A 22588-nucleotide genomic window follows, 5' to 3' on the forward strand; every position below is an offset into this window, starting at 1 on the left:
GCCCGCGTAGCTACCAGCGATAACTGTGGCCGCAGTGCGACCCGTCGCCCTGATCACCGGGCCGACCTCCGGACTTGGTGCAGGTTTCGCCCGCCGCTACGCCGCCGACGGATTCGATCTGGTGCTCGCTGCCCGCAACACCGAGCGTCTCCACGCGTTGGCCGCCGAGCTGCACGCAAAGCACGGCACCCGATCCGAGATCCTGACCGCCGATCTGGCCGACGCGGCAGCGCGGGCCAGGGTCGCCGAACGCCTGGCCGCGGGCGTGCGGGTGCTTGTGAACAACGCCGGTTTCGGCACCTCGGGTGAATTCTGGGCCGCCGATCCCGCGCTGCTGCAGGCCCAGCTCGACACCAACGTCACCGCGGTGATGCGACTGACCCGCGCCGCACTGCCGCCGATGCTCGACGCCGACGCGGGCACCGTCATCAATGTCGCGAGCGTGGCCGGGCTGCTGATCGGCCGCGGGTCGACGTACTCGGCCTCCAAGGCGTGGGTGGTTTCGTTCTCCGAAGGCCTCGCCGGCGGGCTGGCCGGTACCGGCGTCGGTGTGCACGTGCTGTGCCCCGGCTACGTCCACACCGAATTTCATCGGCGCGCCGGGATCCCGCGGCCGTCGGTGCCGTCAATCCTGTGGCTCGACGTCGACGACGTCGTGGCCGACTGCCTGTCCAAAGTCGCCAAGGGCAAGGTGACGATCATCCCGGGTGCGCCGTACAAGGCGATCACCACCGCGAGCCGCCTCGTACCGCGAAACCTGGCGCGCACCGTTACCAACACCTTCGGTCAGGGTCGTGGCCGTACCTGAGCTCACGGCCACCGACCGCGACGAACTGGCCGCCCTGGTGCGCGAACTCGCGATCGTGCACGGGCGCGTCACCCTGTCGTCGGGCCGGGAAGCCGACTACTACGTCGACCTGAGGCGGGTAACGCTGCACCACAAGGCCGCTCCGCTGATCGGCAAGCTGATGCGGGAGCTGACCGCCGACTGGGAGTACGACGCGTCCGGCGGGTTGACAGTGGGCGCCGACCCGGTCGCGGCGGCCATCATGCACGCTCCCGGCCGGCCAATTGACGCGTTCATCGTCCGTAAATCGGTGAAAACTTATGGCATGCAAAGACTTATCGAGGGTCCCGACGTGTCCGGCCGGCGGGTGCTGGTGGTGGAGGACACCAGCACGACGGGAGGTTCGGCGCTGAGCGCGGTGCGGGCGGTGCGCGACGCCGGCGGCGAGGTTGTCGGGGTGGCCACCGTGGTGGACCGCGACACCGGCGCCGCCGAGGCGATCGAAGCCGAAGGACTGCGCTATCGCAGCGCGCTCGGCCTGGCCGCTCTCGGGTTGGCCGATGGCTGAATCGGTGTTCGTCAGCGGCGCGGGCCGCGGTATCGGCCGTGCGATCGTCCGGCGGTTCGCCGGTGCTGGCTGCACCGTCGGCGCCGTCGACATCGACGATGCGTCGCTCGCTGCGCTGAAAAGCGAAGCGGCAGAAAATGATTGGACGGTCTGGACGGCGGCGATGGACGTCACCGACTTCGCGGCGTGGCAAGCGGCGCTGGCCGGCTTCGTCGAGCCGGCCGGCGGTCGCCTGGACGTCCTGGTCAACAACGCGGGCGTGCTGACCTCCGGCGGATTCGCCGAGATCCCCGCGGCCCGGCACCGGCAGATCGTCGACGTCAACGTCACCGGTATGTTGTTCGGCTGCCTCGCGGCGTTCGACTACCTGCGCGATACGGCTGGTGCGCGCGTGCTGAACCTGTGCTCGGCGTCGGCGATCTACGGACAGCCGGGGTTGGCGTCCTACAGTGCGACGAAGTTCGCGGTGCGCGGGCTGACCGAGGCGCTGGAACTGGAGTGGCGCCCACACGACATCACCGTGCGTGCGTTGTGGCCGCTGTATGTGAACACCGACATGGTCGCCGGCATGGACATCAAGAGTGTGCAGACGCTCGGCGTGCACCTGACCGCCGACGACATCGCCGAAGCCGCTTGGCAAGTCGCACACCGCCGCTCGCGTTCGCGCAAGGTGCATTTCCCGGTCGGCCGCCAGACCAAAGCCGCCTACTATTCGGCGCAACTGAGCCCCCCGTGGCTGACCAGGCTGGTCAACAAGCGGACATCGGCCTAGACCATTGCGTGTCCTGGTCGCACTGCTGTCGGCTGCCGTGTTGGCGGTGACCGTCGCGTGCTCGCACACCGATCCGAGCACCCGTCCCTACGGCGCCCAGGCCGCGAAGGTCGGCGAGTCGGTGGCGGTGCTCGGCTTCAACATCGGGCTGTCCAACCTGCGCTGGGAGGGCAAGCATGTGCTGGTCGACGTCGACGCCGCCCCCTCGCAACCGGGCAAGCCGCACGCCAAACCGGAGGAATTGCGGTTCGGACTGTACGGCGCGCTGGCCCACCCGATTGAAGCCAACGGCATCGGCAGCTGCCGCGAGGTGGCCAACCTGGCGATCCGACCGCTGGCCGCGCCGAACCCCGATCGGGTCACCGGCACGGTGTGCCTCGGCCAGATCGAGGACCAGAGCCAGGTGCGCGGGATCTACGTCTACTCGCCGCGTGACCGCATCCCCGGATCGGCGTCGGCCTACCCGGTGGCGTTCCCGGTCGGCGCGCTGCCGACCAACGAAAACGACACCGGCGGCCTGGTGGTCAAGACCACCAGCGTCGAGGCGTGGCGCGGCGACGGCGCTCAGGTGAGCCCGCAGCAGCTGGGCGACCCGGCGGTGTTCACCGGAAACGGCTACCTGCTGCTGGGTTTGGCGGCCTCCGGCGTCGCGGCCCGATACCGCGACGAGTCCGAGCGGCGGGGCGGCCCGATGATGATCGTGGTGTCGCCGACGTTGCCCGAGGGCCAGGGCCTCAGCCACGCCTGCGCGGCCTACGGGGCCTCGGTGCTGGTGTTGCCGGACGCCAAGCTCGGCGCGGTGCAGGTCAACGCGTCCGTATGTACTCAGGGTGAAATCAACGAGGCGCTGCTGTACGCGACACTGTCGGTGGTCGGCACGCACGCCGCGGTCTGGACCACCCGTGACTGACCAGGGCCCCACCGAATGGGTCAGCGGCACAACGGGTGTCGGGCCGTGGCAGGGGCCGCCGCCGACCGACCCCCGCTACGACCCCGGGCTCTTGCGCGACGGCGACGCCCGCAACGTCGTCGACCGCTATCGGTACTGGACACGTGAAGCGATCATCGCCGACATCGACAGCCGTCGACACCCATTGCACATCGCGATCGAAAACTTCGGCCATGACGCGAACATCGGCGCCGTGGTCCGCACCGCGAACGCATTCGCCGTGCACACCGTGCACATCGTCGGCCGGCGCCGCTGGAATCGGCGCGGCGCGATGGTGACCGACCGCTACCAGCGGCTGCTCCATCACGACACCACCGCCGAGCTGTTGGCGTTCGCGGCCGACGCCCGGCTCGGCGTGGTCGCGGTGGACAACGTGCCGGGTGCCGTCCGGCTCGAACACACCACGTTGCCGCGCGATTGCCTTCTGGTGTTCGGCCAGGAGGGACCGGGCATCACCGCGCAGGCCAAGGCCGGCGCCGACCTCATCGTGTCGATCGCCCAGTTCGGCTCGACGCGCAGCATCAACGCCGCGGTCGCGGCGGGCATCGCGATGCACGCCTGGATCACTCAACATGGCGACCTGAACCGCGCGTGGTAGGGCAGGATTTGGGGTATGGAGCAGCAGTGGGCGAACCGGGCGGCCAGCGCCGAGGCGGCGGTGACGGCCAGACACTTGAAGCGGTTGTGGTACCTGCCCGCAACACAGCTGGGCGTCGTGGGGTGGCCACCGACAAGGCGCGACAAATGGTTCGGCAGCTGGAACTACTGGTGGCAGGCCCACCTGCTGGACTGCCTGATCGACGCGCAACTCCGTGACCCGCAACCCGACCGGCTGAAGCGAATCGACAGGCAGGTGCGGGCGCATCGGCTGCGCAACACCGGCCGGTGGATCAACGACTACTACGACGACATGGCCTGGCTGGCCCTGGCGCTCGAGCGGGCTTCCCGGCTGCTGGGGGTCGAGCGGGCCAGGGCACTGGACAAGCTCACCGACCAGTTCATGAAGGCCTGGGTGCCCGAGGACGGCGGCGGCATCCCGTGGCGCAAACAGGACCAGTTCTTCAACGCCCCGGCCAACGGCCCGGCCGCAATCTTCTTGGCGCGCAACGGCAAACTGCGACGCGCGCAGCAGATGGCCGACTGGATCGACGAGACGCTGATCGACCCGGAGACGCATCTGGTGTTCGACGGCATCAAGGCCGGCTCGCTGGTGCGCGCCCAATACACCTACTGCCAGGGCGTGGTGCTCGGCCTCGAGACCGAATTGGCCGCGCGCACCAGCGACGAGCGGCACCCGCCGCGGGTGCACCGGCTGGTGGCGGCGGTACGGGACCACATGACCAACGACGGCGTGATCAAGGGCTGCGGCGGCGGCGACGGCGGGCTGTTCGCCGGCATCCTTGTGCGCTACCTCACGTTGGCGGCCACGACGCTGCCCGGCGACGCGCCCGAGGACATCGCCACCCGCGAGACCGCCCGCAACATGGTGCTGACGTCCGCGCAGTCGGCATGGGACTACCGGCAGAGCGTCGACGGGCTGCCGCTGTTCGGCGCGGACTGGGACAAGGCCGCCGCGGTGCCGACGGGCGCCGCCGGGGCCGCCAAGTTCGTCGAGGGCGCGGTGTCCGCGTCGGAGATCCCCGAACGCGACCTGTCGGTCCAGCTGTCCGGCTGGATGCTGATGGAGGCCGCCCACGTGCTGACGGCCTGATGACCGTCGCCCGCCTGCTGCCGTCGGTGTTCAACCGGCGAGGCGCGGCGTCCTCGACCGAAACCAGCGCGGCCACGCTGCTGCTGTGGGCCACCGCCATCGCGGTGCTGTGGGCGAATTCGCCTTGGGGCTACAGCTACTCGGCTTTCTGGAGCACCCCGATCGGCATCACCTTCGGGGATACCCACGCCGAGCTGACGGCCAAGGAGATCGTCAACGACGGGCTGATGGCGTTCTTCTTCTTCGTGGTCGGGCTGGAAGTCAAGAGCGAGTTCATCATCGGCGAGCTGACCGACCGCGCCAGGGCGAGGGTGCCGGTCGTGGCCGCGCTGGCCGGGATGATCCTGCCGGCCGCCATCTTCTTGCTGTTCAACCCGTCCGGTGACAACGCGCGCGCGTGGGGCGTGGTGATCTCCACCGACACCGCGTTTCTGATTGGTGCGCTCGCCGTCATCGCGCCGAAATACCCGGCGCGGTTGCGTACCTTCCTGCTGACGCTGGCCATCGTCGACGACGTCGGGGCGCTGCTCGTGATCGCGGTGTTCTACTCAGCGCAGGTCCGGATGGTCCCGCTGCTGATCGCCCTCGGCCTGATCGTGCTGATCCGCTTGGTGACTTACCTGCCCACCGCGCGAACGGCAGGGTATGCGGTCGGCGGATTCGCGTTGTGGCTGGCGCTGTTTCGGGCGGGCGTGCATCCGACGCTGGCCGGCGTGGCGGTCGCGCTGCTGATTCGCGTCTTCACCCCGGAACGGGAGCGGGTGGAACGTGCGGTCGAGCTGATCCGCGCTTTCCGCCAGTCGCCGAACTCCGAGTACGCCCGCGCGGCGACGCGAACTCTGCGCGACTCGTTGTCCATCAACGAGCGGCTGCGCACCGCGTTCACGCCGTTCGTCTCGTTCACGGTGCTGCCGCTGTTCGCGCTGGCCAATGCCGGCGTGCGGCTCGACCAGCAGTCGCTCACCGCAGCGGTCCGTTCACCGCTGGCCTGGGGCATCGCCGTCGGCCTGGTGGTCGGCAAGCTGGTCGGCATCTCCGGAGCGACGGCGATCGTCTGCGGGATCGGGCTTGGGCAGCTGGCTCCCGGCCTCACCCAACGCCGCGTCGCAGGTGGAGCGGCGTTGTGCGGCATCGGATTCACGATCGCGCTGTTCATCGTCGATATCGCGATCTCCGACCCCCGCAGCCAGGACCTCGCCCGCATCGGCGTGCTCACCGCATCGGTCATCGCTTTCGCGCTCGGCTGGGTGATGTTTCGCCTCACCGACAAACTGTGGCCGCCAAAGCCGGTGGGCCTCAAGTTGGTTCGTCCTGTCGACCCGGATCGAGACCACATCCGCGGCGATCCGGCCGCGCCGCTGACGCTGGTCGAGTACGGCGACTACGAGTGTCCGTTCTGCAGCCGCGCCACCGGATCCATCGACGAGGTCCGCGAGTACTTCGGCGACCAACTGCGGTATGTCTGGCGTCATCTGCCATTGGAGCGGGTGCATCCGCACGCGTTCGGCGCCGCCTGGGCCAGCGAGGCGGCGCACATGCAGGGTCGATTTTGGGAGATGGCGCAAACGATGTTCGCCAACCAGAACGACCTGGAATGGCCCGACATCTACCGCTACGCCAACAACCTGGGGCTGGACCTCGAGAAGTTCAACGACGACATCCACTCGTCAGCGGTGCGCCACCGCGTCGAGGACGACGCGCTTGATGCCGAGGTGATGGACCTCAGCTCCACGCCGACGTTCTTCGTCGGCGGCAAACGGCACAAGGGCCCGTTCGACGCGGCCACCCTGATCCGCGCGCTTGAGGCCAGCCGGGTTCGTGACTAACTCCAGAGCGTGACATGCACTTTCGGCCGAAATCGGGTCACGCCGACGCCGGTGCCCCGAATCATGGCCTGGGTGCATCGAGGCGTTGTGATGAAGCGCAGCAATTCCGAAACAGCCGGTTGCCGGGCGGCCGGTGTGAGCGTCAACGCGCTCCATTCGCCCTGTCGGCCCGGCCCCTTGATGTGGGCCAAGCGGCCGGCCGCCAGATCCTTGGCGACGGCGAATCCGATCGTTGGGGCGACACCGCCGACCCGCCGCACCTCCTCGAGCGCCGCGGCATCGCTCTGAAAGATCCGTTGCCGAGATTCCGGAATCGCCAGTGCCCGCAGCATTCCGGCGATTTCTCCGTCGACACTTCCGCCGGACGGGCCCAGCATCCATTCCTGCTCGCGCAGCAGCGCCGGCGTGCAAGAGTGGGTCGCCAGCGGGCTGTCCGGCGCTGCCACCGTGATGATCTGGTACTTCAGGAAGGGCCGCACGACGATCGCGTCGCCGGGATCGTCGTTGACGGGTCCGAGCGCGATGTCGACGGCGCGCGCGGTGATCAGGTCGGGGAATTGGCTTGTCGGCTGCACGCTCAACTCCACCGACAGATCCTTCGCGCGCGCCGAGAACAGTTCGATGAGGCCCGGCGCCGCATGTTCGGCGAACGCGCTCGACGCGGCGATGCGAAGCAGCCTGCGACCCTTCGCCGCCTCGGTCACCTCGATCGCGGTCTGGTGTTGCAGGCCGAGGATCTCGATCGCCCGGCTGGCCAACCGCAGACCACCCGGGGTGAAGGCCAAACCAGAGGCGGTTCGGTAGAACAACGGGTCGTCGAGCTGCTTGCGCAGCGCGGCCACGTGCAGCGACACGCCCGCGTCGGACATGCCGAGTTCGTCAGCCGCACCGTGCACGGACCCGAGCCGGACGACGGCCGAAAAGGCTCGAAGCTGAGCCGGCGTCACGAATCGAGCCTACGTTGGGCATAGATTGAGCAGCGTGCGTGACGTGCTTGCCGAGCTGATGTCGATCTGGCGTGCCGGCGGCACGGCCGGCGTCGGGACCGTGGTGCGAACGTTTCGTTCCGCGCCGCGCGCGCCGGGTGCGTCGATGGTCGTTGCGCCCGACGGCGCGGTGAGCGGGTCGGTGTCGGGCGGCTGTGTGGAGGGCGCCGTATACGACCTGGCCATCGAGGTCGCCCGCACCGGAAAACCGACGTTGGAACGCTACGGCGTCACCGACGACGACGCGTTTGCGGTCGGCCTGACCTGCGGCGGCATCATCGACATCTTCGTCGAGCCGGTCTCGCGGGAAACTTTCCCGCAACTGGAGGCCGTCGCCGAGGACATCGGCGCGCATCGGCCGACGGCGGTCGCCACCGTGGTGTCGCACCCGAGCGCCGACTGGATCGGACGCCGACTGGTGATCCGTCAGGATGGCGTCGACGGCTCGCTCGGGTCGGCCCGCGCCGATGCCGCGGTGGGCGACGACGCGCGCGGCCTGCTCGCTGCGGGCCGCAGTGGAGTGCTCACCTACGGGCCCGACGGTCAGCGGCGCGGCACCGGGATGGAAGTGTTTATATCGAGCCATGCCCCGCGGCCGCGGATGCTGGTGTTCGGTGCCATCGACTTCGCCGCGGCGCTCGCCCGGCAGGGATCGTTGCTCGGCTATCGGGTCACCGTTTGCGATGCCCGCGCGACGTTTGCCACCCGGGCCCGCTTCCCGACCGCCGACGAGGTCGTCGTCGAGTGGCCGAGTCGGTATCTGGCCGGCCAGGCCGAGGCCGGCTCGCTCGACGGACGCACGGTGATCTGCGTGCTCACCCATGACCCGAAGTTCGATGTTCCGCTGCTGGAGGCGGCGTTGCGGTTGCCCGACGTCGGTTATGTGGGCGCGATGGGTTCTCGCCGGACCCACGAGCACCGGGTAGCCGCGCTGCGTGCGGCGGGCCTGACCGACGCGGAGCTGAGCCGGCTGGCCAGCCCGATCGGGCTCGACCTCGGCGCGCGCACCCCGGAGGAAACCGCCGTGTCGATCGCCGCCGAGATCATCGCCCGCCGCTGGGGCGGCGGTGGCCGGCCGTTGACCGAGATCGGCGGCCGCATCCACCACGAGCCGGACACCTCCAGCCAGTTAAGCGATCACTTAAGTCGCCATTGACGGGCACGTCAGACGGGCCGAGACTGGAGTTCTCTTCCCGCTGATGTGAGGTGTGTCACATGCAGGTGCCCGGGCCCTTTGAATACGAACGCGCCACCAGCGTCGACCACGCCATCGGATTGCTGGACCGGCTGGGCGAAGACGCACGAATAATCGCCGGCGGCCACAGCCTGCTGCCGATGATGAAGTTGCGCATCGCCAATCCGGAGTATCTCGTCGACATCAACGACTTGGCGCCCGAGCTGGGCTACATCGTGATGGATACCGACGTGGTTCGCATCGGTCCGATGACCCGCCACCGCGAGGTGCTGGAGTCCGACGCGCTGGCGGCGGTTTGTCCGATCTTTCGCGATGCCGAGCGGATGATTGCCGACCCGGTGGTGCGCAACCGCGGCACCGTCGGCGGATCGCTGTGCCAGGCGGATCCGGCCGAGGATCTGACCACCGTGTGCACGGTGCTGGGCGCCGTGTGCGTTGTTCGTGGTCCATCGGGCACTCGCGAGATCGCGATCGACGACTTTTTCGCAGGCCCATACGAGACCACGCTCGCCGGCAACGAGATGCTCACCGAAATCCGGATTCCCCGGCCGCCGAACGCATCCAGCGCCTACGCCAAGGTGGAGCGCCGCGTCGGAGACTGGGCGGTCACCGCCGCCGGTGCCGCGGTTGCCCTCGACGGCGACACGCTCGCGGCGGCCAGGGTCGGTCTGACCGCCGTCAACGCCGACGCCGCGGGGCTGCGCGCGGTGTCGGACCAGCTGGCCGGCCGGGCCGCCACCGACGACGTGTTCGCCGAGGCCGGCCGGCGCGCCGCCGACGCGTGTGCGCCGGTGTCTGACATGCGGGGCAGTGCCGAATACAAGCGACACCTCGCCGCCGAGCTGACCATCCGAACGCTGCGCACCGCGACACAGCGGGTGCGCGGCGAACACCGATCCGAAGGGCGCTGACCATGCAGGTGAACATGACAGTCAACGGCGAATCGGTGGCCGCCGACATCGAACCTCGGATGCTGCTGGTGCACTTTCTGCGGGATCAATTGCGGCTCACCGGAACTCACTGGGGATGCGACACCAGCAACTGCGGCACCTGCGTGGTCGCGGTGGACGGCGAACCGGTGAAATCCTGCACCATGCTGGCGGCGATGGCCGGTGGGCACGACGTGCGCACGGTCGAGGGCCTCGAGGTCGATGGCCGACTCGACCCGGTGCAGGAGGGCTTCATGCAGTGCCACGGCCTGCAGTGCGGGTTCTGCACGCCGGGGATGATGATCACCGCCCGCGCACTGCTCGACCGCAACCCCGACCCCGATGAGACCACGATCCGCGAGGCCATCTCCGGCCAGATCTGCCGGTGCACCGGCTACACCACGATCGTGCGCTCCATCCAATGGGCGGCCCGACACGGCAACGGGCGCACCGTCGAATCGGGCCCCACCGATGCGGAATTCGCGCCGGAGGCACAGACCGACACCACTCACGGCGGCGACGCCGCCGAGCCGCTGCTGGAAGCCGGGAGCCCCTCATGACAACGGTCGAATCTCGCCCCGAGGAACTCTTCGATAACAACCAGAAGCCGTGCGGGCACGGCCGCATGCTGCGCAAGGAGGATCCGCGGTTCATCCGGGGCCGCGGCACCTATGTTGACGACGTGGCGCTGCCCGGCATGCTGCACCTGGCGATCCTGCGTTCGCCGTTCGCCCACGCCCGCATCGTGGGCATCGACACCACCGCGGCCCAAGCACATCCGAAGGTCAAGGCCGTGGTCACCGGGGCCGACCTCGCCGAAAAAGGCCTGGCGTGGATGCCGACGCTGTCCAACGATGTTCAGGCGGTACTGGCCACCGACAAGGTGCGGTTCCAGGGCCAGGAGGTCGCGTTCGTCGTCGCCGAGGACCGGTACTCCGCACGTGATGCGCTCGAATTGATCGATGTCGAGTACGAGCCAGTGGACCCGGTGATCGACGCAAGACGCGCCCTGGACCCCGAAGCCCCGGTGATCCGCACCGACCTCGAGGGCAAGACCGACAACCACTGCTTTGACTGGCAGACCGGCGATGCGGCGGCGACCGAGGCGGTGTTCGCGACGGCCGATGTGGTCGTCAAGCAGGAAATCGTCTATCCCCGAGTGCATCCCGCGCCGATGGAGACCTGCGGCGCGGTGGCCGATCTCGACCCGGTGTCGGGCAAGCTCACGCTGTGGTCGACCACCCAGGCGCCGCACGCGCACCGCACGCTGTACGCGTTGGTGGCCGGGTTGCCCGAACACAAGATCCGGGTGATCTCACCGGACATCGGCGGCGGGTTCGGCAACAAGGTGCCGATTTATCCCGGCTATGTGTGCGCGATCGTCGGCTCGTTGCTGCTCGGCAAGCCGGTGAAGTGGATGGAGGACCGCAGCGAAAACCTCACCAGCACAGGCTTCGCGCGCGACTACATCATGGTCGGCGAGATCGCCGCGACCAAGGACGGCAAGATTCTGGCGATCCGCTCGAATGTGCTTGCCGACCACGGCGCGTTCAACGGCACGGCCGCACCGGTGAAGTACCCGGCCGGCTTCTTCGGCGTATTCACCGGCAGCTACGACATCGAGGCCGCCTATTGCCACATGACCGCGGTTTACACCAACAAGGCGCCCGGTGGTGTGGCGTACGCATGCTCGTTCCGCATCACCGAAGCGGTGTACTTCGTCGAACGACTGGTGGACTGCCTGGCCTACGAGCTGAAGATCGACCCGGCGCAGCTGCGGCTGCGCAATCTGCTGCGGCCCGATCAGTTTCCGTACCGCAGCAAGACCGGATGGGTCTACGACTCGGGCGACTACCAGACCACGATGCGCAAGGCCATGGACATGATCGGCTACGACGCGCTGCGCGCCGAGCAGAAGCAGCGCCGCCAACGCGGGGAACTGATGGGCATCGGGATGTCGTTCTTCACCGAGGCCGTCGGGGCGGGACCGCGCAAGGACATGGACATCCTCGGGCTGGGCATGGCCGACGGCTGCGAGCTGCGCGTGCACCCGACCGGCAAAGCGGTTGTGCGCCTGTCGGTGCAGACGCAGGGGCAGGGCCACGAGACCACATTCGCCCAGATCGTCGCCGAAGAGCTCGGGATTCCGCCCGACGACATCGACGTCGTGCACGGCGACACCGACCAGACGCCGTTCGGCCTCGGCACCTACGGCAGCCGGTCGACCCCGGTCTCGGGCGCGGCCGCGGCGCTGGTCGCGCGCAAGGTCCGCGACAAGGCGAAGATCATCGCTTCGGGCATGCTGGAGGCATCGATCGCCGACCTGGAGTGGGAGAAGGGATCATTCCGCGTCAAAGGCGACCCGTCGGCGTCGGTGACGATTCAGGACATCGCGATGCGCGCACACGGCGCCGGCGACCTGCCGGAGGGCATCGAGGGCGGCCTGGACGCTCAAATCTGTTACAACCCGGAGAACTTGACCTACCCGTACGGCGCGTATTTCTGCGTCGTGGACATCGATCCCGGCACCGCCGTGGTGAAGGTCCGACGGTTCCTGGCCGTCGACGACTGCGGCACCCGCATCAACCCGATGATCATCGAGGGCCAGGTGCATGGCGGGATCACCGACGGCATCGGCATGGCGCTGATGGAGATCATCGCGTTCGACGAGGAGGGCAACTGCCTGGGCGGGTCATTGATGGATTACCTGATCCCGACAGCGCTGGAGGTGCCCGACCTCGAGACCGGATTCACGGTCACGCCGTCGCCACACCACCCGATCGGGGCAAAGGGCATCGGCGAATCGGCCACCGTCGGCTCACCGGCGGCGGTGGTGAACGCGGTGGTGGATGCATTGGCGCCGTTCGGCGTTCGGCACGCCGACATGCCGCTCACGCCCTCGCGGGTGTGGGAGGCGATGCAGGGCCGGCCCACACCGCCGATCTGAGGGCCGATTGAGGGCTTGGGCGATGACCATTAGTGAACGTGCCGAGCAGCTGCTGCGGGACCGCACGCCGTTCGTCCATGCGACCGTGGTCCGTGCGCAGCAACCCGCCTCGGCACGCGCGGGTGACGAGGCGATCCTGTTGCAAGACGGGACGATCGAAGGATTCGTCGGCGGCCAGTGCGCGCAGAACTCCGTGCGCAAGGCGGCGCTGGGCGCGCTGCAGGCGGGCCAGAGCGTGCTGCTGCGGGTGCTGCCCGACGGCGACGCGCACTTTCCGGACGCACCGGGCGCATGCGTCGTCGTGAACCCGTGCCTGTCCGGTGGCGCACTGGAGATCTTCTTGGCACCACAGGTTCCCGCGCCGTTGGTGCGGATATGCGGTTCCACGCCGATCGCCGACAAGCTCGCCGAGGTGTGCGCCGTGCTTGGATACGACGTGCAACGCGACGACTCGGCGGACCTGCGGCAGGCGACCGCGGTGGTGGTCGCCACCCACGGCGGACCGGAAGCCGAGATGATCCGCGGCGCCCTTGACGCCGGCGTGGGGTATATCGGGTTGGTCGCCAGCAGGATTCGCGGTGCGGCGATCCTCGACGGGCTGCGCCTCACCGACGCCGAGCGCCACCGGGTGCACACCCCGGTCGGCTTGGCGATCGGCGCGAAGACACCCGGCGAGATCGCCGTCTCGATCATTGCCGAAATCATTCAGGAGGTTCGTGGCGGCACCTCGATCATCGCCGATACGACCGAGACGGAAGAGGCCGTCGATCCGGTGTGCGGCATGACGGTGACGGTCGGTCCGGACACCGAACACTTGCGCGTGCGCGGCGAGCACTTCTGGTTCTGTTCCTCGGCATGCCGGCAGTCGTTCGCGACCAGAGCGCAAACATGAACACGAGGCCGGTGACCGGCATCGTGTTGGCGGCTGGCGGCTCCAGCCGCCTCGGTACGCCGAAACAGCTACTGCCCCTTGGTGATAACACGGTACTCGGTGCGTCGGTCGACGTCGCGAGGGCATGTTCGTTCGACCAGATCATCGTCACGCTCGGCGCCGCCGCGGCCGCGGTTCTTGATGCTGTAGCGCTCGGCGACGTCGATGTGGTAATCGTCGGCGACTATGGCTCCGGATGTTCGTCGTCGCTGCGCGCGGCGCTGGGCAGCATCGATCCGCACGCGACCGGCATTGTGCTGATGCTCGGCGATCAGCCCGGGTTGGCGCCGGGCGCGGTGCGGCGGCTGATCGCCGAAAAGGGATCCGCCCCGATAGCGGTGTGCCGCTACACCGACGGCATCGGTCATCCATTCTGGTTCAGTACCGACGTCTTTGGCGCTCTGGTGGGCCTGCACGGCGACAAGGGCGTGTGGCAGATCATCGAATCCGGCCGCATCGTCGTCCGCGAGGTGGTCGTCGACGGCGCCGTTCCGCTTGACGTCGACACCTGGGACGACTACCAACGACTGCTCGCGTCGGTGACGCCATGACATTTGGTGACGTCGACGACGTAATCGCGCGATTCGACGCGCACGATTACCTCCTGGACGTCGGTACCGCGTCGGCGGTCTACCTCGCGGTGGGCCTGGGCCGTCCGCTGCTGCTCGAGGGCGAGCCGGGCGTGGGCAAGACGACCGCCGCCAAGACGCTCGCTGCCGCGCTGAACGCGCCGCTGGTCCGCGTGCAGTGCTATGAGGGACTCACCGCCAGCGAGGCGCTCTACGACTGGAATTACCAACGCCAATTGCTCAGCATCCGCCTCGCCGAGGCGCGTGGCGCCGGTATCGACGAATCCGACCTGTACACCGAGACGTATCTGGTCGACCGCCCGATCCTGCAGTGCGTGCGGTATCGCGGCCCGACACCGCCGGTGCTGTTGATCGACGAGATCGACCGCGCCGACGACGAATTCGAGGCGCTGCTGCTGGAATTCCTCGGTGAGGCCTCGGTCACCGTGCCCGAGCTGGGTACCTTCGTCGCCGAACGCCCCCCGATCGCGGTGCTCACGTCGAACAGAAGTCGCGACCTCCACGACGCGTTGCGGCGGCGGTGCCTCTACCACTGGATCGACTACCCGCAGCCGGAACGGACGGCCGCGATTGTCCGGCGGACCGTGCCGGGCGCCACCACCGCGTTGATCGAGCATGCGGCCCAATTTGTCGGCACCGCAAGGGAACTCGATCTAGACAAACCGCCCGGTGTCGCGGAGACCATCGACTGGGTCGCGGCGCTGGTGTCGCTCGGCGTAGCGGAGTTCTCGGCATCCGACGCGATCATGGGCCTCGGTGCGCTCGCCAAGACCCCGGACGACCGCGACACCATTCGGGACGCGTTCGCCGACTATGTGAAGGGAATTCAGCAGTGAAGATCGCCAACGAGTTCGCCGTCAGCGCACCGCTGGAACAAGCCTGGGACGTGCTGAGCGACCTCGAGCAGGTCATCCCGCTGATGCCGGGCGCGCAGATGACCGGCCGGGACGGCGAGGACTACCTCGGCAAGGTGAAAGTCAAGGTCGGCCCGGTCACCACCGAGTTCAGCGGCAGGGCGCGCTTCGTCGAGCTCGACCGGGAGAACCACCGCGCCGTCATTGACGCAAAGGGCAAGGAGCAGCGCGGTACCGGCAACGCCGCGGCCACCGTCACCGCGCAGATGCGCGAGGCCGGCGACCACACCGGCGTCACCGTCGACACCGACCTGAAGATCGTCGGCAAGCTCGCCCAGTTCGGCAGCTCGATTTTGCAGCAGGTATCGGAGAAGCTGCTTGGCGAATTCGTCGAATCTCTCGAGGCGAAGCTGGCCCGATCCGCCGCATCGTCCGAACCGGTGGCGGCTACCGATGGCGCCACCGCGACACCGGTGGCCGCAACCGAAAGCGCCGCCGCGACGACGTCGGCCGAGCCGGAGCCAATAGACCTGCTCGACTTGGCCGGCGCCAGCCTGAAGAAGTACGTTCCCGCCGCGGTCGCGGTGGCGTCGCTTTCGCTGTTGCTGCTCCTTGTCCTCGGCCGTAAAGTCTTGCGCCGCAGGCAATGAATGCTCCGTTTCTGCTGCGCGGCGTCGATCGGGCGACGTTCGCGGCGGCGCTGGTTGCGCGGATACGCGCCGGCGGGGTGGTGGTATCGGCCAGCGGGCCGGCCGCCTTCGTGCACGCGCTTGGCCGGTTGGCTCCGCGCACGCGCGCGCAGCTGTACTGGGCGGCGCGTCTCACACTGGTGAATCGGATGGATGACATCGCCCCCTTCAATGCGGTGTTCGACGCAATCTTCACCGACGCGGTGTTTGCCGTGGATCAGCACGCGCGCAAGGCAATCCGGGGCGCGCCGCCGTCGCCCGCACCCGGTATACGAGACGGCGGCGTCGCAACCGATGGCGGCCTGCCATGGACCACCCGTCGGTCGTCGCCGACCGCGACCGGCGGGCAACCCAACGGCGTAGCGCTGCCCGATGTGCTGCCGAGCCGCATCGTTGCGCGCGCGGAGGAACCTTTTGACCGGTTCGATCCGCAGGATCTGCGTCTTCTTGGTTCGTGGCTCGAGCACGCCGAGGCCCACTGGCCGCGCCGGCGCACCTTGCGCCGCGAAGAGAACCAACACGGAAAGTGGATCGATTTGCGGCGCACGATGCACGCCTCGCGGGCAACCGGCTGGGAGGCGGTCATGCTGGCGCGCACCCGCCGCCGCGTCCGGCCGCGTCGCGTCGTCCTGGCGTGCGACGTCAGCGGGTCCATGCAGCCGTACGCGACGATGTACCTGCATCTCATGCGGGCCACCGCGCTGCGGAAAGCGGGGATTCGCCCGGAGGTCTTCGCGTTCTCGACGTCGCTGACCAGGCTCACGCCGGTGCTGTCACACCGCTCGGCCGAGGTCGCGCTCGCGCGGGCAAACGCCAAGGTCATCGACCGGTACGGCGGAACACATCTGGGTCGCTGCATCGGCGAGCTGCTGTCGCCGCCGCACGGCAACGCGCTGCGCGGCGCGGTCGTGGTCATCGCCTCCGACGGCTGGGACAGCGAGCCGCCCGAAGTGCTCGAACGCGCACTGGGCCGGGTCCGGCGGCGCGCCGAGTTACTCATCTGGCTCAACCCGCGCGCCGCCTACCGCGGCTTCCGGCCGCTCGCCGGATCGATGGCGGCCGCGTTGCCCCACTGCGATCTGTTCCTGCCCGCCAATTCACTTGCCGGCCTGGGCGAGCTGTTTGTCGCGCTGCGCGGGCGCTAGCTCGACTGCTCGGGCAGCGGTTCCGGTTGCGGGCCGGAGCCGCGTGACCGGCGCCGGTCCCGCAGACCCTTCGCCACCGAGATGATGCCGGGCAGGATCGACAGGACGACTATCAGCAGGATCATCAGCTCGAGGTGCGCCTTGACGAACGGCACGTTGCCCAGGAAGTAACCCAGCAGCGTCACGCCGGCGCCCCACAGCACGCCGCCCACGATGTCGAAGCCCAGGAACACCGGATAGCGCATCTTCGAGACACCGGCGACGACCGGGGTGAACGTCCGAACGATCGGCACGAAGCGGGCCAGGATGATCGTGAACGGCCCGTATTTCTCAAAGAACTCGTGTGACTCGGTGACGTAGTGCTTCTTGAAGAACCGCGAGTCTTCCTTGTTGAACAGCGCAGGCCCGATCCGGCGGCCGATGAAGTAGGCGGTTTGGTCGCCGGCGACGGCGACGGCCGGGATCGCGATCACCAGCGTCCAGATGTTCAGCGTCCCGCCCGCGGCCAGCAGGCCGCCGGTGAACAACAGCGAGTCGCCGGGCAGGATCGGGAACAGCAGCCCGGTCTCGATGAAGACGATGAGCAGGATGCCGGGCAGCACCGCCGACGCGAACAAGCCGCCGGGCCCGATCCAGTACATCGGGTCCATCAGGCTCGGCAGGGCCATCATGGTCGTGCTCATGGGGCCCAAACATACCGGCGCCGGGGTGTGAACCCCCCATCGTGTCGCGCTCGTTCCTGGGATACTGCGGGTCGAGACCTGGATCAGCCGAGAGGAACGCCCATGCCCATCGCCACGCCGGAGGTCTACGCCGAGATGCTCAGCCGCGCCAAGGAGAACTCGTTTGCGTTCCCGGCCATCAACTGCACGTCCTCGGAAACCATCAACGCGGCGCTGAAGGGCTTCGCCGACGCCGGCAGCGACGGCATCATCCAGTTCTCCACCGGCGGGGCCGAGTTCGGCTCCGGCCTCGGCGTCAAGGACATGGTGACCGGCGCGATCGCAATGGCCGGGTTCGCCCACGTGGTCGCCGAGAAGTACCCGGTCACCGTCGCGCTGCACACCGACCACTGTCCGAAGGACAAGCTCGACAGTTACGTGCGGCCGCTGCTCGCGATTTCGTCAAAGCGGGTGGCCGCCGGCGAGAACCCGTTGTTTCAGTCACACATGTGGGACGGCTCGGCGGTCCCGATCGACGAGAACCTCGAGATCGCGCGGGAGCTGCTGAAGGCCGCGGCGGCCGCGAAGATCGTCCTCGAGATCGAGATCGGCGTGGTGGGCGGCGAGGAAGACGGCGTCGCGCACGAGATCAACGAGAAGCTCTACACCACGCCGGCGGACTTCGAGAAGACCATCGACGCGCTGGGCACCGGCGAGCACGGCAAGTATCTGCTGGCCGCCACGTTCGGCAACGTGCACGGCGTCTACAAGCCCGGCAACGTCAAGCTGCGCCCCGACATTCTCGACCAGGGCCAGAAGGTGGCCGCCGCCAAGCTCGGCCTGCCCGACGGCGCCAAGCCGTTCGACTTCGTCTTCCACGGCGGATCGGGCTCGCTGAAATCGGAGATCGAGGAGGCGCTGCGCTACGGCGTGGTCAAGATGAACGTCGACACCGACACCCAGTACGCGTTCACTCGCCCGGTGGCCGGGCACATGTTCACCAACTACGACGGCGTGCTGAAGGTGGACGGCGAGGTCGGCAACAAGAAGGTCTACGACCCGCGCAGCTATATGAAAAAGGCCGAGGCCGCGATGTCGGACCGGGTCGTTGAGGCCTGCAAGGACCTGCACAGCGCGGGCCGGTCGGTCACCGGCTAGCCATTCGGTGCCTGGCAGATCTTCCACTGGTTGTCGCGGAACTGCAGGTCGAAGCTGCGCGTCGAGCGCGTCGCCGGGTCGAACGCCATGAACGACGTCACGTTGGCTTCGGCATGGTCGCCGTTGACCACGACCTGATCGATGCTGGCGACCACCGGATACTGCTTGGCCGCGGCCACTCGGGCATGCGTGTCGGCCCACGCGCGGTCGTCGTAGCTGACGTAGGCGTCGCGGGTGGTGCCGCAGGTGATGCCGCGCAGCGTGGCGAGGTCACCCTTTTGCACCGCGATGTCGAAGTCCTCGATGGTGCTGCGGACCTGATCCTGACGCGACGCCCTTGGCGAGCCCTTGTGCGTCAACCAGACCGTGCCGAGGATCGCGACCGCGGCCAGCGCCGCGATCACCAGGATCAGCGCCAACACCCAACCCCAACTGCGCCGCCTGCCCGGCCCGGAACCTCCGCGCGGCGGAATCGACCGCGGCGCAGCACTTCTCGGCGGAAGCAGCGGAGGCTGACCGACGGCGGGCCGCTCGACGGGCTCCGTCGGCACCGACATCACCTCGGTAGCCGGCTCCGGGCCGACGTCGATTTTCTCGGTGGAGCCGGCGTCGAAACCCGACGGCGCGGTAAAGCGTCGTTCCGGCCGCCGCGCGGGTTCCGGCGGCGGCGTCCGGCCCGGCGCGCTGATCACCTCGGTCGGCTCCGCGGTGTCGACCTCCCCGGACCCCGAAAACGCCTCGGTGGGCGGCTCGGAGCCGACGGCCCGGGCCGGCTGGGTGTCGGTGGCCGGGTCATCCGCGGTTGACGGTGCGTCGGATTCGGCCGTTGCGTCGGCGTCGGCCCCCGATGGGTCTGCCATGGGTGTTGGTGTCCTCCCCGTGGTGGTGCTACCGCTGGAGCTTATCGACTCCAGGCCGCCCCGCCGCACCGCCGCACGGCACAATGGTGCCCATGACACCGATCGGAGACCTTTTGGGGCCCGACCCGATTCTGTTGCCCGCCGACGAGGCGGCCGAGGCCGAGCTGCGGGCCAACGAGAACCCCGCGATCGTCGCCGCGGCGCACCCCGCCGCGTCGGTTGCGTGGGCGGCGTTGGCGGAGGATGCGCTGGCCGACGACAAGGCGATCACCGCCTATGCGTATGCGCGGACCGGATATCACCGCGGGCTGGATCAGTTGCGGCGCAACGGCTGGAAGGGTTTCGGGCCGGTGCCGTATGACCACGAGCCGAATCGGGGATTTCTGCGGTGTGTGGCGGTGCTGGCCCGCGCGGCCGACGCGATCGGTGAGACCGACGAGTTCAACCGGTGCCTTGATCTGCTCGACGACTGCGATCCGAAGGCCCGCGCACAGCTCGGGCTGTAAGCCCTACCAGTTCGTCTGTTCCCGGCAGTCGCCGCTGCCGTCGGGTGGCTCCACCTGAACCGTCGCGTGCTCGAGCCCGCGGGCGGCGAGCACCGCCCTGGCCTCCTCGAGCACTCGTGCCGAGTCCTTGCGACTGGTCAGGTGGGCGGTCGCCATGTCCTTACCCGGCACCAGTGTCCACACGTGCAGGTCGTGCACCCCGGTGACGCCGTCGACCGCGCACAGGGCCGCACGCAACTCGTCGACGTCGATGTGGATCGGTGACGACTCGGACAGAATCCGCAGCCCGGCCCGGGCCAACGAGATTGCCCGCGGGATCACCCACAACGCGATCAGCACGCCGACGACGACGTCGGCGTAGCGCCACTGCGTGGTCAGCGTCACCACGCCGGCTATCAGGACGCCGACGCTGCCGACCGCGTCGGCGAGCACCTCCAGGTACGCGCTGCGCACCGCCAGGCTGTCGGCACCGGATCGCAGCAGCAGGATCGCCACCGCATTCGCGACCAGGCCGGCCAGCGCGACGGTGACCATCGGGACGCCGGGGATCTCCGGGGCGCGGCCGATCCGGTCGATCGCCTCGTACATGATGAACACCGAAACACCAAGCAGCAGAACCGCGTTGCCGGTCGCAGCGAACACCTCGGCGCGATGCCAGCCGTATGTGCGGTCCGGCGAGCGGCTGCCGCGGCGGGCCAGCACCACGGCGGTCACCGCCATGAACATCGCGACCAGGTCGGTGAGCATGTGACCGGCGTCGGCAAGCAACGCGATCGAATCGATGACGACCGCGACAACCAGTTCGAGCAGGAAGAATGCGGCAAGGATGACCGACGCGGCGATCATGCGGGAAACTCGGGTGTCGGTCTCCGTGTGATCGTGCCCCACGCCCATATATGCAATATATGCGGATTAACGCATATGTTGCAAGGCGTTGTCAGCCCCAGGCCGACCAGAACCGGGTCAGTTGGCCGCCGAGGGCGGCGAGGACGTGCGGCACTCCCGAGAGGTCGAAGAACCAGTAGACAATGCCGAAGAACCAGCGGTTCAGCGGCGGCGCGAGCAGGATGATCAGCAGGATGAAAAAGCCGAACTGCTTGGCCGGCTCCAGCGATCGCTGAGTCTGCGGGCTCAGGTGCGGTTCCAGTGCGCCGTAGCCGTCCAGCCCCGGAATCGGCAACAGGTTCAGCACCACCGCGGTCACCTGAAGGAAGCCGAGAAACGCCATCCCGGACCAGAACACCGCATGGCGCGGGTCGAAGAACAGATAGGTGAGCACCAGCAGCACCACGGCCAGCACCGCGTTGACCATCGCACCGGCGAGCGCGACCAGCGTGCGCCGCCACGGCGTCATCCACGATGTGCGCACATAAACCGCTCCGCCGGGCAGGCCGATCCCGCCAAGCGCGATGAACAACAGCGGCAGACCCAGCGACAGCAGCGGATTGGAATACCGCATCGGGTTCAGCGTCAGATAGCCGCGCACCGCGACGTCGTGGTCACCGAAGCGCCACGCGGTGAACGCGTGGGCGAATTCGTGCAGACACAGCGACACCAGCCAACCGGCGATCACGAACACGAACACGCCGACGTAGGACATCGGGGTCACCGACTCCTGGGCCAGCCATGCCAGCACGCCGCCGGCCGCGGTGATCCCGCAAATCGCCAGGAACACCGGGCTCGGCCGTACCGACTGCTGGATCGGGCGAATGTTCACCACACGAAGCTACCGGAGCGGCAACCTCCCGACCCTGCCTCGTGTGCCGGGTCACTCCAGACCGACGTTTTGCCGAAAAAGTCCGAGTAGCGCTTCGCAAAACGTCGGTCTCGGCGAAACCGTGAGCCGGCCCGCGCTATTTCACCAGCAGCCAGCCCGTGATGTGCCGATAGAACGTCGAGCGCTTGACGGCCCGCTCGGCGGCGACGCCGTCGCGGCTCACCAATGCGCCCGTTGTGCCCAGCTGCGCGGCCCTGCCCGTCACCCAGCGCCCACTGCGGCCACCGAACGTGACCACCGCCGCCCGCAGCCCCGGCATCCTTGCGGTCGGTTCCACCCGCACCCAGGCCACGTCGCCGTCGAACAACGTGGTGTCGTCGACGACCGCCTCCCCGTGCAACGGTCCATCCACGCCGCGCCACATCGCGGCGCCGGCTATCGCATGCCCGGTGTCGTCGCGGATCAGCGGAACCCGCCGCGCGGTTCCGGTAAGCGACCGCCGCGCCGCGCGGCGGCCCCGCGGCAGCCGGTAGGCGCGGGTGGCCGCCGAGCGGTGCGGCGACACGAATCCGATCTCCACATCGAGTCTTTCGGTGCGCAGCAACTCGGTGAGCACCGCGGCGAGGTCGGCGTCCGAGCCGACGACGATCAACCGGCGATGATCGCGGCACGCGGCGTCGATGTCGGCGGCGTCGGCCACGGGCAACCCAGCCAACCGCCCGGGCAGCCGGTGATCACCGAACAACAACACTGCGACGTCCGCGGCGGCCAACGAAACTCCTCGTCAATGCTGGGATATGGTGGGT

The 22588-nt window shown here is 68.4% G+C and carries 24 protein-coding genes; 18 read left to right on the top strand and 6 right to left on the bottom strand.

What is annotated here, in order from left to right; all coding sequences use genetic code 11:
- Positions 1 to 34: 34 nt before the first annotated feature.
- From VE759_RS05660 to nhaA, 7 genes are read left to right on the top strand one after another with little or no spacing between them, the layout of a single operon-like run.
- Positions 35 to 808 (top strand): SDR family NAD(P)-dependent oxidoreductase, encoded by a 774-nt coding sequence (locus VE759_RS05660; protein WP_324929056.1) that lies wholly within the window; start codon positions 35 to 37, stop codon positions 806 to 808.
- Positions 795 to 1355: an orotate phosphoribosyltransferase gene (pyrE, locus tag VE759_RS05665; RefSeq protein ID WP_324929060.1), complete on the top strand. Its 561-nt coding sequence runs from the start codon at positions 795 to 797 to the stop codon at positions 1353 to 1355. Before VE759_RS05660 ends, pyrE begins: the two co-directional genes overlap by 14 nt.
- On the top strand, positions 1348 to 2127 hold the full coding sequence (locus VE759_RS05670; RefSeq protein WP_324929062.1) for an SDR family oxidoreductase: 780 nt from the start codon (positions 1348 to 1350) through the stop codon (positions 2125 to 2127). Before pyrE ends, VE759_RS05670 begins: the two co-directional genes overlap by 8 nt.
- Before the next feature lie 4 nt (positions 2128 to 2131).
- Positions 2132 to 3037 (top strand): hypothetical protein, encoded by a 906-nt coding sequence (locus VE759_RS05675; RefSeq protein WP_324929064.1) that lies wholly within the window; start codon positions 2132 to 2134, stop codon positions 3035 to 3037.
- Positions 3030 to 3674: an RNA methyltransferase gene (locus VE759_RS05680; protein ID WP_324929066.1), complete on the top strand. Its 645-nt coding sequence runs from the start codon at positions 3030 to 3032 to the stop codon at positions 3672 to 3674. Before VE759_RS05675 ends, VE759_RS05680 begins: the two co-directional genes overlap by 8 nt.
- 15 nt (positions 3675 to 3689) lie before the next feature.
- Positions 3690 to 4787: a glycoside hydrolase family 76 protein gene (locus tag VE759_RS05685; protein ID WP_324929068.1), complete on the top strand. Its 1098-nt coding sequence runs from the start codon at positions 3690 to 3692 to the stop codon at positions 4785 to 4787.
- Positions 4787 to 6613: a Na+/H+ antiporter NhaA gene (gene nhaA / locus VE759_RS05690; RefSeq protein WP_324929070.1), complete on the top strand. Its 1827-nt coding sequence runs from the start codon at positions 4787 to 4789 to the stop codon at positions 6611 to 6613. The genes VE759_RS05685 and nhaA overlap by 1 nt, the downstream gene beginning before the upstream one ends.
- On the opposite strand, the gene VE759_RS05695 is transcribed toward nhaA, so the two are convergent.
- Positions 6610 to 7560 carry a LysR family transcriptional regulator gene (locus tag VE759_RS05695; protein WP_324929072.1) on the bottom strand — a complete coding sequence of 317 codons (951 nt, stop codon included), beginning with the start codon at positions 7558 to 7560 and terminating at the stop codon, positions 6610 to 6612. The genes nhaA and VE759_RS05695 overlap by 4 nt on opposite strands.
- 34 nt (positions 7561 to 7594) lie before the next feature.
- Here VE759_RS05695 and VE759_RS05700 point away from each other — a divergent pair, with 34 nt between their 5' ends.
- The 9 genes from VE759_RS05700 to VE759_RS05740 are packed head-to-tail and all read left to right on the top strand — an operon-like array spanning position 7595 to position 16879.
- Positions 7595 to 8755 carry an XdhC/CoxI family protein gene (locus tag VE759_RS05700; protein ID WP_324929074.1) on the top strand — a complete coding sequence of 387 codons (1161 nt, stop codon included), beginning with the start codon at positions 7595 to 7597 and terminating at the stop codon, positions 8753 to 8755.
- A gap of 59 nt (positions 8756 to 8814) precedes the next feature.
- Positions 8815 to 9705, top strand: coding sequence for a xanthine dehydrogenase family protein subunit M (locus tag VE759_RS05705; protein ID WP_324929076.1), 891 nt, complete (start codon positions 8815 to 8817; stop codon positions 9703 to 9705).
- A gap of 2 nt (positions 9706 to 9707) precedes the next feature.
- Positions 9708 to 10283 carry a (2Fe-2S)-binding protein gene (locus tag VE759_RS05710; RefSeq protein WP_324929078.1) on the top strand — a complete coding sequence of 192 codons (576 nt, stop codon included), beginning with the start codon at positions 9708 to 9710 and terminating at the stop codon, positions 10281 to 10283.
- A complete protein-coding gene (locus VE759_RS05715) occupies positions 10280 to 12670 on the top strand; it encodes an aerobic carbon-monoxide dehydrogenase large subunit (protein ID WP_324929079.1) in 2391 nt (796 codons plus the stop codon). Before VE759_RS05710 ends, VE759_RS05715 begins: the two co-directional genes overlap by 4 nt.
- A 22-nt stretch (positions 12671 to 12692) precedes the next feature.
- Positions 12693 to 13562, top strand: coding sequence for an XdhC family protein (locus VE759_RS05720; RefSeq protein ID WP_324929081.1), 870 nt, complete (start codon positions 12693 to 12695; stop codon positions 13560 to 13562).
- A complete protein-coding gene (locus VE759_RS05725; RefSeq protein WP_324929083.1) occupies positions 13559 to 14152 on the top strand; it encodes a nucleotidyltransferase family protein in 594 nt (197 codons plus the stop codon). Before VE759_RS05720 ends, VE759_RS05725 begins: the two co-directional genes overlap by 4 nt.
- Positions 14149 to 15027, top strand: coding sequence for a MoxR family ATPase (locus VE759_RS05730; protein WP_324929085.1), 879 nt, complete (start codon positions 14149 to 14151; stop codon positions 15025 to 15027). Before VE759_RS05725 ends, VE759_RS05730 begins: the two co-directional genes overlap by 4 nt.
- Entirely contained in the window at positions 15024 to 15695 is a 672-nt protein-coding gene (locus VE759_RS05735) for an SRPBCC family protein (RefSeq protein ID WP_324929087.1), read from the top strand. Before VE759_RS05730 ends, VE759_RS05735 begins: the two co-directional genes overlap by 4 nt.
- Complete coding sequence (locus tag VE759_RS05740; RefSeq protein ID WP_324929089.1) at positions 15692 to 16879, top strand: VWA domain-containing protein; 1188 nt, start codon at positions 15692 to 15694, stop codon at positions 16877 to 16879. Before VE759_RS05735 ends, VE759_RS05740 begins: the two co-directional genes overlap by 4 nt.
- Here the strand turns inward: VE759_RS05740 and VE759_RS05745 are convergent.
- Positions 16876 to 17562: a DedA family protein gene (locus VE759_RS05745; RefSeq protein WP_324929091.1), complete on the bottom strand. Its 687-nt coding sequence runs from the start codon at positions 17560 to 17562 to the stop codon at positions 16876 to 16878. The two genes, VE759_RS05740 and VE759_RS05745, sit on opposite strands and share 4 nt — an antisense overlap.
- 102 nt (positions 17563 to 17664) lie before the next feature.
- Between VE759_RS05745 and fbaA the strand changes: the two genes are divergently transcribed.
- Positions 17665 to 18699, top strand: a complete 1035-nt coding sequence (gene fbaA, locus VE759_RS05750; RefSeq protein ID WP_324929093.1) for a class II fructose-bisphosphate aldolase — start codon at positions 17665 to 17667, stop codon at positions 18697 to 18699.
- On the opposite strand, the gene VE759_RS05755 is transcribed toward fbaA, so the two are convergent.
- On the bottom strand, positions 18696 to 19559 hold the full coding sequence (locus tag VE759_RS05755; protein WP_324929095.1) for a DUF4878 domain-containing protein: 864 nt from the start codon (positions 19557 to 19559) through the stop codon (positions 18696 to 18698). The two genes, fbaA and VE759_RS05755, sit on opposite strands and share 4 nt — an antisense overlap.
- Positions 19560 to 19651: 92 nt before the next feature.
- Here VE759_RS05755 and VE759_RS05760 point away from each other — a divergent pair, with 92 nt between their 5' ends.
- Entirely contained in the window at positions 19652 to 20065 is a 414-nt protein-coding gene (locus tag VE759_RS05760; protein ID WP_324929097.1) for a DUF3151 domain-containing protein, read from the top strand.
- Positions 20066 to 20068: 3 nt separating this feature from the next.
- Here VE759_RS05760 and VE759_RS05765 read toward each other — a convergent pair whose 3' ends face one another.
- The 3 genes from VE759_RS05765 to VE759_RS05775 form a co-directional block, all read right to left on the bottom strand.
- Positions 20069 to 20959: a cation diffusion facilitator family transporter gene (locus VE759_RS05765; protein ID WP_324929099.1), complete on the bottom strand. Its 891-nt coding sequence runs from the start codon at positions 20957 to 20959 to the stop codon at positions 20069 to 20071.
- A gap of 43 nt (positions 20960 to 21002) precedes the next feature.
- Complete coding sequence (locus VE759_RS05770) at positions 21003 to 21782, bottom strand: site-2 protease family protein (RefSeq protein WP_324929101.1); 780 nt, start codon at positions 21780 to 21782, stop codon at positions 21003 to 21005.
- Positions 21783 to 21918: 136 nt separating this feature from the next.
- Positions 21919 to 22554, bottom strand: coding sequence for a peptidase M50 (locus VE759_RS05775; protein WP_324929103.1), 636 nt, complete (start codon positions 22552 to 22554; stop codon positions 21919 to 21921).
- Between the last annotated feature and the right edge of the window lie 34 nt (positions 22555 to 22588).

The organism is Mycobacterium sp. (genome assembly GCF_035640695.1).
GTDB lineage: Bacteria > Actinomycetota > Actinomycetes > Mycobacteriales > Mycobacteriaceae > Mycobacterium.